10 protein-coding genes are annotated in these 13,719 nt (G+C 67.6%); 2 read left to right on the top strand and 8 right to left on the bottom strand.

The window, feature by feature from the left end; all coding sequences use genetic code 11:
* Positions 1-10 precede the first annotated feature (10 nt).
* The gene (locus tag ORK51_RS16680) at positions 11-2,428 is read right to left on the bottom strand and encodes a S9 family peptidase (RefSeq protein ID WP_266085958.1); all 2,418 of its coding nucleotides are present in this window, start codon (positions 2,426-2,428) and stop codon (positions 11-13) included.
* A 170-nt stretch (positions 2,429-2,598) separates the two neighbouring features.
* Positions 2,599-2,958 carry a DUF1428 domain-containing protein gene (locus ORK51_RS16675; protein ID WP_070426444.1) on the bottom strand — a complete coding sequence of 120 codons (360 nt, stop codon included), beginning with the start codon at positions 2,956-2,958 and terminating at the stop codon, positions 2,599-2,601.
* 672 nt (positions 2,959-3,630) lie between these two features.
* Between ORK51_RS16675 and ORK51_RS16670 the strand changes: the two genes are divergently transcribed.
* The gene (locus ORK51_RS16670; protein WP_019185563.1) at positions 3,631-4,203 is read left to right on the top strand and encodes an OmpO family porin; all 573 of its coding nucleotides are present in this window, start codon (positions 3,631-3,633) and stop codon (positions 4,201-4,203) included.
* Positions 4,204-4,335: 132 nt separating this feature from the next.
* The gene (locus tag ORK51_RS16665) at positions 4,336-4,761 is read left to right on the top strand and encodes an NUDIX domain-containing protein (protein ID WP_266085954.1); all 426 of its coding nucleotides are present in this window, start codon (positions 4,336-4,338) and stop codon (positions 4,759-4,761) included.
* Between the two features lie 18 nt (positions 4,762-4,779).
* Here the strand turns inward: ORK51_RS16665 and ORK51_RS16660 are convergent, their stop codons facing one another.
* From ORK51_RS16660 to ORK51_RS16635, 6 genes are read right to left on the bottom strand one after another with little or no spacing between them, the layout of a single operon-like run.
* Positions 4,780-5,883, bottom strand: a complete 1,104-nt coding sequence (locus tag ORK51_RS16660) for a sugar kinase (protein ID WP_261997845.1) — start codon at positions 5,881-5,883, stop codon at positions 4,780-4,782.
* Positions 5,880-7,061: a GDSL-type esterase/lipase family protein gene (locus ORK51_RS16655; protein WP_261997844.1), complete on the bottom strand. Its 1,182-nt coding sequence runs from the start codon at positions 7,059-7,061 to the stop codon at positions 5,880-5,882. Before ORK51_RS16655 ends, ORK51_RS16660 begins: the two co-directional genes overlap by 4 nt.
* 30 nt (positions 7,062-7,091) lie before the next feature.
* On the bottom strand, positions 7,092-7,847 hold the full coding sequence (locus ORK51_RS16650; RefSeq protein WP_266085952.1) for an SDR family NAD(P)-dependent oxidoreductase: 756 nt from the start codon (positions 7,845-7,847) through the stop codon (positions 7,092-7,094).
* 43 nt (positions 7,848-7,890) lie between these two features.
* Entirely contained in the window at positions 7,891-9,183 is a 1,293-nt protein-coding gene (locus ORK51_RS16645; protein WP_266085950.1) for an MFS transporter, read from the bottom strand.
* Positions 9,180-11,420 (bottom strand): oligoalginate lyase, encoded by a 2,241-nt coding sequence (locus ORK51_RS16640; protein WP_266085948.1) that lies wholly within the window; start codon positions 11,418-11,420, stop codon positions 9,180-9,182. Before ORK51_RS16640 ends, ORK51_RS16645 begins: the two co-directional genes overlap by 4 nt.
* Positions 11,417-13,642, bottom strand: a complete 2,226-nt coding sequence (locus tag ORK51_RS16635) for a polysaccharide lyase 6 family protein (RefSeq protein ID WP_266085945.1) — start codon at positions 13,640-13,642, stop codon at positions 11,417-11,419. The genes ORK51_RS16640 and ORK51_RS16635 overlap by 4 nt, the downstream gene beginning before the upstream one ends.
* Between the last annotated feature and the right edge of the window lie 77 nt (positions 13,643-13,719).

Here is a 13,719-nt window from a genome sequence, read left to right as displayed (position 1 = left end):
GCGCGTCACCTCACGGCGGGGTGGCCGCCCCGATCCGGTAGGGCGGCGGCGTCGCGCCCATCAGATGCGTGACGAAGTAATCCCACATCCGGCGCATGTAGTAATCGTCGTTGCGGAACAGTTCGTGGTCCTGGTTGGGCAGGTAGAGCAGGTCGTAGTCCTTGTTGGCCAGCGTGAGGGCGCGCGCCAACTGGAGGGTCAACGCCGGCATCGCGTTCTCATCCAGGTCGCCGTAGACCAGCATCAGCCGACCCTGCAGGCGATCGGCCAGTGCATCGTTGGCCAGCGGCTGGAACAGCGCTGGCACTGCATCCGCTGCTGGGCGCACGGCGGTGCCGTCTGCATAGACCGGCTGGCCGCCGACCAGGCGGTCCATGCCGTGGATCGCGCCGCCGTACATGCCCTGGAAGCTGTGGCTGCCGGCCGAAGCCACGCCGACTTTGTAGAAGGTCGGATGACGCAGCAGCGCACGCGCCGCACTGTAGCCGCCGAAGGAATGCCCATAGATGCCGACCCGCGTCAGGTCCATGCCCGGATAACGTACGGCAAGCGCGCCGATCGCCGCGACGTGATCGTCCAGCTGCAGATCGGCCGCGCTCAGGAAGCTGGCATCGTGGAAAGCCTTTGAACGTCCGGGTGTGCCGCGCGCATCGATGCTCACCACCACGAAGCCGAGCTGGGCCAGGCTGGAGCGCGCGACGGGGTTCATCGTCGCGGTGGCGTCGACGAAGCCCACCGGGGTATTGGTGATGTGCGGTCCGCCGTACATGGCATCGATGACCGGATGCCGTCCATCCTCGCGGTAGCCAGGCGGCAGATAGACCGTGGCCTGCAGTTCGGTGCGTCCATCGGCGGCCAGGACACTCACCCGCTGTGGTGGCGTCCAGCCGGCGGCGCGCACGGCGCGGTCGTCGCCGCGCTCCAGTTCCAGCACGACCCGGCCATCGGCCGTTGAGCGCAGCACGCTGACTGGCGGCTGGTCCACCCGCGAGTAGCCATCGACAACGTACGCCGCCGAGGGCGACAACAGGTGGGAGGGACGCCCGCCCATGAGCACACCGGTTCCGCCGTCGATCGCATGATCGGCCGCTTCAGGTGTGAGGAGGACCGGCGCGCCACCATCCAGCGACACGCGGTACAGGCGTCGTTGATACGGATCACCCGGCTCGCGCCCGCCCGCAGTGAACAGTACCTGGCGACGCACCTCATCGACGCCGACCACATCGCGCACCAGCCATGCGCCCTTGGTGAGCTGGCGGACCACACGTCCATCGCGTCGATCGACCAGGTACAGATGGCCCCACCCATCGCGCTGCGAGAACCAGACGATGCCGTCGTCGTGCTGCAGGACGTGCACCGCCGGCCGGTTGTAGGGATAGCTGTTGAGCTGCACGCGGGTATCGCTGCGCTCCTCCTGCACGGTACGCACGCTGCCGGTACTGACATCCACCTCGACCAGACGCAGCCGTGCTGGGTGGTCATAGCGCGCGATCGCCGTATAGACCTTGCCGGCATCGGCCGACCAGCCCAGCACGCCGGCTTCGGTCAATGCATGCCAGCCCTCGGGAACGGGGATGCTGCGTGTGGCGCCATCCACCTCGCTGACGAACCACGCATCGCGGACCTGCTCGACGTCGCCCAGCAGGCCCAGCCGTACTTCGTGCACGACCGGGCGGAAGCCGGTGGCCGGCGCGGTGGCCAGGTAGGGATAGGGCAGGACGCGGCGTTCGTCGTAGCGCACGCCGAACAGGCGCTGGCTGTCCGGAGACCAGGTCACCGCGAACGGTGGTATCTGCATCCGGCCTTCCCGGCGCGGAATGCCGCGCAATGCAAAATCGGGCAGTACCCCATAACCGTACGAAGGCTCACCATCAAGAGTGAGCGCCCGTCGTTCGCCGTCGGCGCCGCGCCGCAGCCACAGATTGTCCTGCTCGACCCGCACGCTGTGCCGACCGTCAGGCGCAGGCAGGTCGCGCGGATCGACGGCAGGCGATGACTGCACCTTGCACGGCATCGGCAGCGTGCATGCCGCCACCCGCTGTGCGTCCACGCGCAAGGTAATCCGTAGTCCATCGTCGCCGCTGGCGACGCGGTCCACCTGCTGCATGACGTTGCCCGGATCAGCGACCCCGGCAGCCTGCAGCGCCGTACGCATCACGTCGTCGTCAAACAGCGCCGCGCGCGTGGAGCCCACCGGATCGACCAACACGTAGCCGGTGCGGCCATCGTCCTCCTGGCGGGCATACCAGAAGCGGCCGTCCTGCAGCCAGCGCGGCGCGACGCTGGCATTGCGGACCTTGCCGCGCAGCTGCTGGTCGAGCACGCGCTCGGCGCGCTGGTACTGCACTAGGCCCGGCGCCTCGGCCCCGGCCGGTGGGCTGGTGATCGCGGTGACCGCCACGCCGAGAAAGAGCAGACAGTGAAGCATCCCCGAACGTGGTGTGGCCATGCGTATCGCTCCCTGATGACGGTCGCCCGGCAGGCGGCATCGTCATCATGGCGCGCGCTCCTGCCAGCCTGGAGCACCGAGCATGCCGGTGCTCCAGCGCGCACTCAAGCGGCGCTGCGGCAGCGGGTGCGCCCCTCGGGGCCCCCCGCTTACTGTGTCAGTTCCACCACCGGCACGAAGCCACCGTAGATCATCCGCTTGCCGTCGAACGGCATCGGATTGTTCTCCGGGTTCATCCGCGGGTCCTCCATCATCTTCTGCATGCCGGCATCGCGGGTGGCTTTGTCCGGCCATTCGATCCACGAGAACAGCACGGTTTCATCGTCCTTGGCCGCCACCGCGCGATGGAAGTCGGTCTGCTTGCCATGCGGGACATCGTCGCCCCAGCACTCCACCACGCGCAGCGCGCCATGCTCGATGCAGATCGCATCGCCCATGTGCGCGTGTTCCAGGAATTTCGCTTTGTTCGCGGTGGGCACGGCAAGTACAAAACCATCGATGTAGGCCATGGCAGAGCTCCAGATGACGCGCCGGGATGGGCGTCTTCAAGACATACGACGAACCGGGGGACGGAATCTCGACACTGCGCCCGGTGGCCTTTGCGGCCAGTGAAGTTGTCCAGACGGGTCATGGAGTGAACAAATTCAGCATCCGATACGTCCTTTAGGGCTGCCTTTGGGACAAATGTCAGAAAAGTCTGAGTCATTGAGGGGAACATCCTGATAGTCCAGCTGACGCATTCAGCTCATGATGGCCTTGCCGGGCAGGACGCCCCACGGCGCCCTGCGGTCCAACGCCCCACGGCACGGACCTCGGTGCATCCAGGAGGATGGACGCGTTAGCCGATAACTCCCCAAGAGCGGCTTCCCCAGCGCGTGACGCCCCGAAAGGGCACCGTCGTGACCAGAATCCTTTCCCGCCCCGTCCACCTGCGCGCCGCGCCTTCCCCTTTGCATGACGCCCCCGCGTGATCCCCGCGGCAACGGGCGCTCACGCCGTCCTCGCCTGGAAAAAGTCACGCGCGTATGCCAGAGCGCGTCTGAACGCCGCCCCAAAATTCACTTTTGTGGACCCGGTCAACTTCAGGGCGGGTTGTGTCGAATAACGGAGAATTTACATTCCCGATGCAGTCCGGCCTCCATGCCGGGTGCAAGTAGTCCAAGACATAAAGGTGTACCCCCATGAAGACTTCGTTGATTGCTCTGGCCCTGGCCGCCGCCCTCCCGTTCACCGCTTCGGCGGCTGAAGGCCTGTCCTACAACTACGCTGAAGCCGACTACGTCAAGACCGACGCAGATGGCGGCAAGGCCGATGGTTGGGGCGTGAAGGGTTCCTACGCCTTCCACCCGAACTTCCACGCCTTCGGTGAGTACAACCAGCAGAAGACCGACATCGGCGACTTCAAGATCGACCAGTGGCGCGTGGGCGTTGGCTACAACCAGGAAATCGGTAACAGCACCGACTTCGTGGGCCGCGTCGCCTACAACAAGTTCGACCCGAAGGAAGGCCAGGACTTCAACGGCTACAGCGCTGAAGCCGGTATCCGTACCGCCTTTGGCCAGCATGCCGAAGTCTATGCCATGGCCGGCTACGAGGATTACAGCAAGAAGCACGGCGTCAATCCGGATGGCCAGTTCTACGGCCGCCTGGGTGGCCAGGTGAAGTTGAACCAGAACTGGGGCATCAACGGCGACATCAAGATGGATCGCCATGGCGACAAGGAATGGTCGGTCGGCCCGCGCTTCAGCTGGTAATCCCAGCGTGACCGCATCGCCACGCGCCTGACCGGCGTGGCAGGAAAGGCCCGGCATTGCCGGGCCTTTTTCGTGGGCGCGATCCAGGCACGGGCCCCGAGGGATAATGAAGCACCGCCATGGAGATGCCCGATGCCCCCGTCCTCTGATCTGCAGCACCCCCGCCTCGGCTGCGGTGCCGTCATCCAGCGCGCCGATGGCGCGATCCTGTTGATCCAGCGCGGGCGTCAGCCTGAGCAGGGGCATTGGGGCCTGCCGGGCGGCAAGGTGGACTGGATGGAGAAGGTCGAAGATGCCGTGGTGCGCGAGGTGCAGGAGGAAACCGGGCTGCGCGTCGCAGTGACGCGTTTGCTGTGCGTGGTCGACCACTTCGAGCCGGCACTGGGGCAGCATTGGGTCGCCCCGGTGTATCTGGTGCGTGCGCTCGACGCCACCATCGCATCGGTGAAAGAGCCCGAGGCGTTGCTCGGGCTGGGCTGGTTCATGACGGATGCGCTGCCGGCGCCGCTCACGCTTTCTGCGCGGAAGGCCCTGGAACACCTCTCGATCGCGACTTGAGCTGCACCGTGGCGGCGCTCAGCGCCGCGCCGCCGCCCCATCGCCGCGCGCCACGGCCTCCACTTCAGCCAGGCTGGTGACAGCGCAATCGCCCGGCGTGGACATCGCCAGCGCGCCATGCGCGGCGCCCAGGTCCACCGCTGCCTGCTCGCCCTTGCCGCCGAGCAGGGCATGCACCACGCCGGCCACGAAGGCGTCGCCACCGCCGACACGGTCGAGCAGGTCTACTTCGCGTGCGGCGGAGACATACAGTTGCGACCGGGTGCGCAGCGCGCCGGCCCAGCCGTGGCGGGCGGCGTTGGCGGCGTCGCGCAGCGTGAACGCCACCGCCTGCAGCGCCGGGAACTGCGTCATCGCGCGCTCGGCGGCTGCCTCGGCCGGACCGACATCCATCGGCGTGTGGCGGCGACCGAGATCGCTCAGGTCCATGCCCAGGCATGCGGCGAACGAATACTCATCGCCGATCAGCAGATCGCATTCGGCGGCGATGGCGCAGTTGGTGTGCCGCGCGGCCTCCGGGTCCGGATGGCTGTTCCAGAGGCTGGCGCGGTAGTTGAGATCGTAGGACACCGCCACGCCGTGCCGGCGCGCAGCACGCACCGCCGCAATCGCCGTCGCCGCGCTGTGCTCGGACAGGGCGGCGAAGATCCCACCGGTATGCAGCCAGCGCACGCCGTGCTGGCCGAACAGCGCGTCCCAGTCGAAGGCCTCCGGCTGCAGTTGCGAGGCCGCCGAGTACGCGCGGTCGGAAATGCCCAGCGGCGCACGCGCCCCGAAACCACGCTCGGTGAAGTTCAGGCCCATGCGGGTGTTGCGGCCGATGCCATCGTAGTCGCGCCAGAGTATCTGGCTGGCATCCACGCCACCGGCCTGGATCAGCTGCTGGGCGAGCAGGCCGAGCTCGTTGCGCGGCAGGGCGGTGAGCACCCCGGTGCGGTGTTCGAACGTGCTGCACAGGCCGCGTGCGACGTTGTATTCGCCGCCGCCTTCCCACACGGTGAACTGGCGCGCGCTGCGGATCCTTCCCTCGCCGGGATCGAAGCGCAGCATCACCTCGCCCAGCGCCAGTGCGTCCCAGCGCTGGCCGTTGTCAGGCGCAACGACGAAGCTCTGGGCCGTCATCGCACCGGGCACCCGAGCAGGGCCAGATCGATGCCGTCGGCCATGCGCCGGTAGCCTTCATCGTTGGGATGCAGGTGATCGCGGGTGATGTCCTCGGGCAGGTTCTCCGGGTTGGCCGGATCGCGCAGGATCCGGTCGAAGTCGATCAGGCCATCGAAGCCGCTGCGGCCACCGCGCATCCAGGCGTTGAGGGTGGTGCGGGTGGCGGCCGCGATCGGCTCGTAGCGGTCCGAACCACCGAACGGCGTGATCGTGGCGGCGATCGGGCGGATGCCGTTGCTGTGCAGGCGTTCGGCGATCTGCCGGTAGCCCAGCACCATGTCCTCGGCGTTGCGGCCGGGCACGGGTGGGGTGCCGCCATCATGGCGGATGTCGTTGATGCCTTCGAACAGGATCACGCGGTCCACGTTCGGCAGCGCGATCACGTCGCGGTCCAGCCGCGCCAGCGCGCTGTGGCTGCGGCCATGGTCCATCACCTTGTTGCCGCTGATGCCGGCGTTGACCACCACCACCTGGTCCGGGCAGGCCTGCTGCAGGCGGGCGGACAGCAGTGCGGGCCAGTCGCCGTTGCTGCCGCGGGTGGCGGTGGCCCCTTCGGTGATGGAGTCGCCCAGGGCCACCACGACGATCGGCTTGCGGGTGCGTTCGGCCAGCACGGCCGAGACCACGTTCTGCCGGTAGGCGAGTTTGACCGCATCGCCGACCGTGGCAGCGCGGCCCTCGGCAATGCGCAGCGCGGTACGCCGGACGGCCGGGCGGGTGGCATCCGGGAAGTACACGGTGAGCGAGACGTCGGCCAGCGCCGGTGCGGTGATCGCGACCGGGTCGCTGAGCAGGGCGGCGCCGACCGGCACCACCACCTCGCCACGTCCATTGAACGTGACCGGCCTGGCCGCGGTGGCGGTGCCGGTGAGATGGGCCGAGGCACTGCCGATATGCAGCGGCGCCTGGCCGAGTTCATTGCTGATGCGGAAGCGCAGCGCCCTGGCCGAACTGGCCAGGCGCATGTCCTGGCGCACGGTCTGGCTCGCGAACTGCACCGGGGCCTCGGGGGTGCCATCAAGACGGTCCGGGGCCGGCGAGGCGGTCCAGGCCGGCACCCAGACCTGGGCCTGGGCGGGCAGCGCCGCAGCGCTGGTAGCGAGTGCAAGAGAGAATGCAGTGATCCAGCGCAGCATGGCGGCCCTCCCAGGCGGTCAGCGGGTCAATCAGGAGAAGTAGGTGCCGCCGTTGACGTCGACGTTGGCACCGGTGATGAAACCGGCGGCGTCGGAGGCCAGGTACACCGCGGTATCGGCGGCTTCCTGCGGACGGCCCTGGCGGCGCAGCGGCGTATTGCCGGCCACGGCAGTGCGTACTTCCGGCTTGGTGAATTCATCATGGAAGCGGGTGGCGATCATGCCGCAGCACAGCGCGTTGACGCGGATGCCGCGCGGGCCCAGTTCCTTGGCCATGGCACGGGTGAAGGTCATCACCGCGGCCTTGGCGGTGGCGTAGATCGCCGCGCCGGGGCCACCGCCATCGCGGCCGGCCTGCGACGCGAAGTTCACGATCGCACCGCCCTCGGGCATGTGCGGCACCACCGCATGCGTGGTCAGGTAGACCGAGCTCATGTTGAGGTCCATCACCTTGTGGAAGAAGGCCTCGTCGATCTCGGCCAGCGGACGGCGCTGGACCATGCCACCGGCGACGTTCACCAGCACGTCGATCTGCGGGCCGAACGCGGCCTGGGTCGCGGCGACCATCGCCGCCACCGCCTTGGCATCGGTGACATCGGCGCGATGCACGATCGCCGTGCCGCCGGCGGCTTCGACCTGCTGGAGGGTCTCCTGCGCGCTGGCGTCGTCGTTGGCGTAGTTGATGCACACCTTGGCACCGGCCGCGGCCAGCTTGAGCGAGATCTCGCGGCCGATGTCACGGCCGCCACCGGTGACGATCGCCACCTTGTCCTTGAATTGGGTCATGAAACACTCCTGTGATGCGTTGGGGGAAAGGGAAGAAGGGAATTCAGCGGCGCTCGACCGGGCCGTGGATTTTTTCCACGCGACCGGTGACCAGCCACAGCGCCAGCAGGGAGGCCGGCACCAGGGCCGCCACCAGGATGAAAATCGGTGCGTAGGAGTCGTGGGTCATCACCGGCACCAGCCAGGTGGTGATCAGCGTGCCGGCCACCGCGGCCATGCCGCCCAGGCCAGCCACCGAGCCGACCGATTTGCCGCTGAAGATGTCGCCGGGCAGGGTCTGGATGTTGCCGATCGCGATCTGGAAGCCGAGCAGCACGAAAGCGATGGTGATCACCGCCCAGACCGGATCGGTGGCCAGCACCGCACCGATCAGCGCCGGGGCCATGATCGCGCCGCCCAGGGTGATCACCACCTTGCGGGCTTTATCCACGCTCCAGCCGGCACCGATCAGACGGCCGGACAACCAGCCGCCGCCGAGGCTGCCGATCATCGCGCCTACGTAGGGCACCCAGGCGAAGATGCCGATCTGCTTGATGTCGAAACCAAAGGTGTCGGCCAGATAGATCGGCAGCCAGGACACGAACAGCCACCAGATCGGATCCAGGAAAAACCGCGAGATCAGGATGCCCCAGGTCTGGCGATGGCCCAGCAGCTGGCGCACGTTCGGCACGTACTCGGCCACCGGCACGGCCGGCTGCGCGGTCGGCGCATCCAGGATCAGTGCACGCTCGGCCGCGCTTACCCACGGGTGTTTGTCCGGGCCGGCGCGGTAGATGATCAGCCACGGCAGCAGCCAGATGAAACCGATCGCACCGATCAGGATGAAGGTCCCGCGCCAACCCAGCCACAGGAACAGCACGGCGATCAGCGGCGCGGAGATGATCGCGCCGATCGAGGCGCCGGCGTTGAACACGCCCTGCGCCAGTGCGCGTTCCCGCGCCGGGAACCACTCGGCATTGGCCTTCACCGCGCCCGGCCATGCACCGGCTTCGCTGATGCCGAGCATGGCGCGCACGATGCTGAAGGACAGGATGGAGTGGGTGACCGAGTGCAGCGCGATCGAGATCGACCACACCGCGATCGACAGCGCAAAGCCCAGGCGCGTACCGATGATGTCGAACAGGCGCCCGAACACGAACTGGCCGGCGGCGTAGAACAGCATGAACACCGTGACCAGCAGCGCGTAGTCTTCCTTGGTCGCGCCGACATCCTGCGAAATCTGCGGCCACATCACCGCCAGCGCGTTGCGGTCGATGTAGTTGATCACCGTGGCGACGGCGATCAGCGCCACGATCAGCCAACGGACATAGGTGCGGGCCTGCGTGGTGACCTTCATTTGCTGTCCTTGCCGGCGCCGGTGCCGGTATCGAAGCGCTTCCAGCCGCCGTCCCAGCGCCAGCTGTGCCCATCGCCACTCACTTCATGCGATCCGCCCTGGGTGGGGTCGTCGGCGATGCCCAGCGCCAGCCGCTTGCCGCCGGCCAGGTCGAGCACCAGCACATCCGCATCCTTGCCGCGGTAGTGGGTGAGGCGATCGATGCGGCTGTTGGCGCCGCGCACGGTCTCGGCGGTGCCGTCGTATTGGCCGTGCGGTTCGAGCACACCGTAGAACGTGGTGGCGGCCTGGCCATCCACGCGCTGCAGCAGCATCGGCTCACGGCGCAGGTTGAATGAGGGATCATTCGCGCCGCTCTCGCCGATCAGGGCGCGCGAGGGTGCGGTGCTGGCGAACCGGTAGGTGTAGAAGCGACCGTCCAGCAGCCAGGTCAGGCTGCGCGCATCGCGGGTCGGCTCGCTGGCCGCATCGACCCACACATGCTGGTAGCCGTTGGCCTTGCCCAGCACCGGACGCGCGGCGACGGCGGACTGGGTCTTGAAGCCGACGTCCATGATGTGGCCATTGAAATGCAGCGGCAGGTCATAGCGCGCGGCCTTGCTGCCGGTGACGCGCAGCAGGTCCAGCACCACCGGCTCGCCCAGCGATGGGTGCGAGAGCAGCGCCTGGGTGCGGGTGAAGCTGACCCCGTCGTAGGCGCCTTCCATCCGCGCGGAGGCGATCTGGGTATCGTCGCTGACCGCGAACAGCAGCGGCGTCGGCGCCAGCGGCTGGCCCTTCTTCCAGTCGCCACCGAAGTGGCTCTGCTCGTTCACCACCAGCGTATTGTGCGCGATGGTCTGCCGGGCCCAGCTGTTGTTTTCCGGCAGGTAGATGCCACCGGCCTTGGCCTCGATGTTGAGGAAACGCGCGGCACCGTAATCGGTGACCACGCGCTGGCCGTTGTCGTAGAACAACCAGTTGAGCTTGTCGAAGTGACCGTGGCCCATGCCCTGCTTGGTGTTCTTCATCACCAGCGCCTGGCCGTTCTCGCCGCCCATGCGCAGGATCGCCAGGCCGCCCTCGGTGCCATCCGGGCCATCGCGCAGCAGGGTGGGCACGAACGCAAACGGTTTGGCCTTGTTCTCCGCCAGCGCCTGGGCCACCTGCAGGCCTTCCGGCGAGAGCAGCACGCGCTTCTGCATCCTGGCCACCGACAGCAGGCGGGCATCGCTGGTCTGCGCGTAGGCGATGTCGATGCCGGCCACCAGTTCCTCGGTGTCCAGCCCTTTGTCGAGGATGGCGTCGTTGATCGGGATGAAGTAGCCGCCGTAGCTGCTCTGCACCAGCGCATCGACCGCCTTGAGCAGCACGCCGTCGCGGCGCTTGAAGATGCCGCGCTGCGGTTCGTTGCGCTCGATCGCGTTGGCGAACAGGATGAACGGCGCCAGCGCATACCGCTGGTAGTACGGGCCCTCTTCGTAATAGCCGTCCGGCGAGAACAGCTGGTCGACCTGCTTGAGGAAGCCGGCGCTGCCATCGCGTTTGCTGCCCTGCAACGCCTTGTCGACGTAGCTGGCATCGCGCAGCACGTAGCCGGTCATGCCCACGGCCGCCACGGCCCAGGTGGCGTGGTTGTGGATCTTGTCGAAGTTCTCCGGCGTGCCGGACAGGAAATCGGCCATCGCGCGGAACACGTTGTCGTCGATGGTCGTGCGATCCGCGTCACTGAGCGTGTCGCGGATCGCATCGTAGCCCTGCGCCGCGCTGACCAGCCACACCGAATCGTTGAGGGTCTGCCAGAACAGCCGGCCGGGAATCTGGCCGCGGCCCTGCGGGTGCGCGCCCAGGCCCGGGTAGAGCTTGGCGTAGCCCAGCAGCAGGTCGCGGGCGAAGGTGGCGTAGGCCTTGTCGCCGGTCAGGCGGTACAGCGCGCCGGCGGCCTGGATGGCTTGGTAATTGCGCTTGTGCTGTTCGTGGGTGTAACCGCCGCCCTTGTCCTTGGGCACCGGCACGTCGATGCCGGCCTTCATCATCGCGCGCACGCGCTGTTCGGCGCGCTGCTGTTCCCTGGCGAACAGTGGCGAGCGCGCACCCTCGGCCCGCATCTGCGTCCACTGCGCAGCGGTGACCAGCACCGGTGCGGTGGCGGACGCCGCGGGCGCCTGCCGGGCGGCGGGTGCGGCCAGTGCGGCGGGCAACGCAGCCCCGCCAAGCGTGGCGGCAAGCAGCAGCATCAGGGGCGGGGCGTGATTCATGGCAGGGCCTCAACAGGGGTATCGGACAGCAACGGCGCGGTGGCCGTCAGCGGGTTGTCGCCCATGCGCAGGGTCGGTTCCCCGACGCGATGGCTGAAACGGACGCGGCCGCTGCGGTCGAAGCGGTTGTCGCGGATGCTGGCGAACTGCACGCCATGCAGGCGCAGGCTGGTGTCATCGGCGACGCCCACCTGCTCGAACTGGTTGCCGTGCACCTGCAGGGCCGGGCCGAAGGTGCTCTCGTCGGTGCCACCGCGATACAGGTTCAGGACCGGCCCACCGATGCGGCGGAAGCGGGAGTTCAGCAGATCCACCTGCTCGGCGTTGTAAGTGCCCAGATCATCGGTCTCGGCGGCCGCGGCGATCACGCTGCCGGTGATGTCCTCCACCGTGACGTTCGAGAGCGCGATCCGCGCGGCCAGGCTGCCCTTGCCGGTGGCGATCACATCGAAGGCCTTGTTGGCGGTCAGCCCGTGCACGTGGCTGTCTTCCAGCAGGAGCGTGTAGTTGAACGCCTGGCTGCCCGGCGGCACGCGGATCACCGCATTGCCGGCCGCATCCGGTGCGAGCGCACCGTCGATGTCCAGTCGCGCCAGTCGCAGCGAACCGCCCGCACTGATCTCGAACAGGCTGGGCCGCGAGAACTGCACGCTGGCCTGGCCACGCGCGGGACCTGCCACGCTCAAGGGATGGTCCACCGCGAGCACCTGGCTCACGTTGTAGCGGCCACGCTGCAACTGCAGCCGGTCGCCCGGGGCGCTGGCAGCCACGGCGGCGGTGAGGGTGTCCTCGCCCGGTGCGACCGTGCGTACCGCGCCGCTGTCCAGGGCGGTGGTGGTCAGGGTCTTGGGGTACCAGTCCACGCCGACCTGGTCGCGGGCGATCGGGGCAAGATCGCGCGGGGCGCCGGCATCGAGCGCCGTAGTGGGATAAAGCAGGCCGTTGGGCGCGCGCTGCAGGGTCAGGGTCTGGCCGCTGACACCGCCGGGGAAGCCGGGCGATACGGCCGGGCTCTGCACGTTGCCGGCGAACGTGATGCCGGACAGATCGCCCTGCGTGCGCAGCAGCTCGCGTTTGCCATCGCCGATGAAGAGGTTGCCGGCGATGCGGCTGTTCACCGGCATCGCGTTGCGCTCCTCATCCAGCCCCGCGCCCAGCAGCACGGTGCCGACCTGGATGAAGCTGTTGCGTTCGATCACCGCGTGATCGATCTGCTCGTAGCGGTTCAACGGCGCGTCGTGGGTACCGGCCATCACGCTCAAGGCCGCGGCGAAGTTGTCGCCGGCAATGCCTTCAAAGTAATTGTCGCGCACGGTCTGGTGGCGGTTGATCACGCGCACCCCGCCGGTATGCGCCTTGCCATGGCCGAGGAACACATTGCGTTCGACCCGATTGCCGTGGCCGTGACGCAGCACCAGCGAGCCGCGCGAGTCCTGGAAGACGTTGCCCCGGTAGATGTTGCCGCCGGACTTGTTGGAGACGATCTCCACCTCGCCATCGCACTGCTCGAACCAGTTGTTCTCCACCACGGTGCGCGAGTCCGACTGCGAATCATGGCTGGTGCCGATGCGCATCGTCTCGCCGCCGTTGGAACCGAGGTTGGGGCGCGGGCCGAACCAGTTGTGGTCGATGCGGTGCTGGTTGTCCAGGCCGCTGGTGGCGTTGCGCACCACCACCAGGGTGGTCCCTGCATTGGTCTTGCCGACCAGCTGGTTGTGGTCGAAGCGGTTGTGCTGGCCATACAGCGCCACCCAGTGATCGGACTGCTGGCGGTCCGGTTTGTTGTAGCGGTCGATCACGATCCCGGTCACCCGGCTGCGGTTGGCCCACTCATTGGCCGACCGCCGGAACGAGACCACTTCGCCACCGGGCGCCCAGCCATCGCGGAAGACCAGGTTGGACACCTCCAGATGCTCCCCGGCCAGACGCAGCTGGGATTGGCCGCTGAGAATCACCTTGCCGGGGGTCTGGGCCGTCAATCTAATTGGTTGACCAATTTTCCCGGTTCCCCGGAAAAGCAGGTCCATGTCACGCCAGACGCCGTCGGCCAGGATCACCGTATCGCCAGGGGCAAGCGCGCGGGTGGCGTTGGCATAGGCAGCGGCGTCGCGCACCAGGTAATCGGCGGCCGTGGTCGGGAATAGGGCCAACGACAGGCTCAACAGCAGGGCGTTGGCCATGGGACGCAGCACCATCGGTGCATGCGAGTGTTGCAAAGTCACGGGGTTACCCTCCCAGATGAACCGTGGCGACTGACGCGAACCACGATCCTAACAGGTTGCCGGGCGCGAGCGTCAAC

This window comes from Stenotrophomonas sp. RIT-551 (assembly GCF_026241915.1).
GTDB classification, from domain to species: domain Bacteria; phylum Pseudomonadota; class Gammaproteobacteria; order Xanthomonadales; family Xanthomonadaceae; genus Stenotrophomonas; species Stenotrophomonas bentonitica_A.
Note: the sequence above shows the minus strand (reverse complement) of the source record. Positions and strands in the feature narration are given on the sequence as shown.

Bases quoted from the DNA above. Each gene is read 5' to 3' on its own strand.
- ORK51_RS16680 (WP_266085958.1), bottom strand. From the start codon at position 2,428: ATGCTTCACTGTCTGCTCTTTCTCGGCGTGGCGGTCACCGCGATCACC.
- ORK51_RS16640 (WP_266085948.1), bottom strand. From the start codon at position 11,420: ATGAATCACGCCCCGCCCCTGATGCTGCTGCTTGCCGCCACGCTTGGC.
- ORK51_RS16645 (WP_266085950.1), bottom strand. From the start codon at position 9,183: ATGAAGGTCACCACGCAGGCCCGCACCTATGTCCGTTGGCTGATCGTG.
- ORK51_RS16675 (WP_070426444.1), bottom strand. From the start codon at position 2,958: ATGGCCTACATCGATGGTTTTGTACTTGCCGTGCCCACCGCGAACAAA.
- ORK51_RS16665 (WP_266085954.1), top strand. From the start codon at position 4,336: ATGCCCCCGTCCTCTGATCTGCAGCACCCCCGCCTCGGCTGCGGTGCC.
- ORK51_RS16660 (WP_261997845.1), bottom strand. From the start codon at position 5,883: ATGACGGCCCAGAGCTTCGTCGTTGCGCCTGACAACGGCCAGCGCTGG.
- ORK51_RS16650 (WP_266085952.1), bottom strand. From the start codon at position 7,847: ATGACCCAATTCAAGGACAAGGTGGCGATCGTCACCGGTGGCGGCCGT.
- ORK51_RS16655 (WP_261997844.1), bottom strand. From the start codon at position 7,061: ATGCTGCGCTGGATCACTGCATTCTCTCTTGCACTCGCTACCAGCGCT.
- ORK51_RS16670 (WP_019185563.1), top strand. From the start codon at position 3,631: ATGAAGACTTCGTTGATTGCTCTGGCCCTGGCCGCCGCCCTCCCGTTC.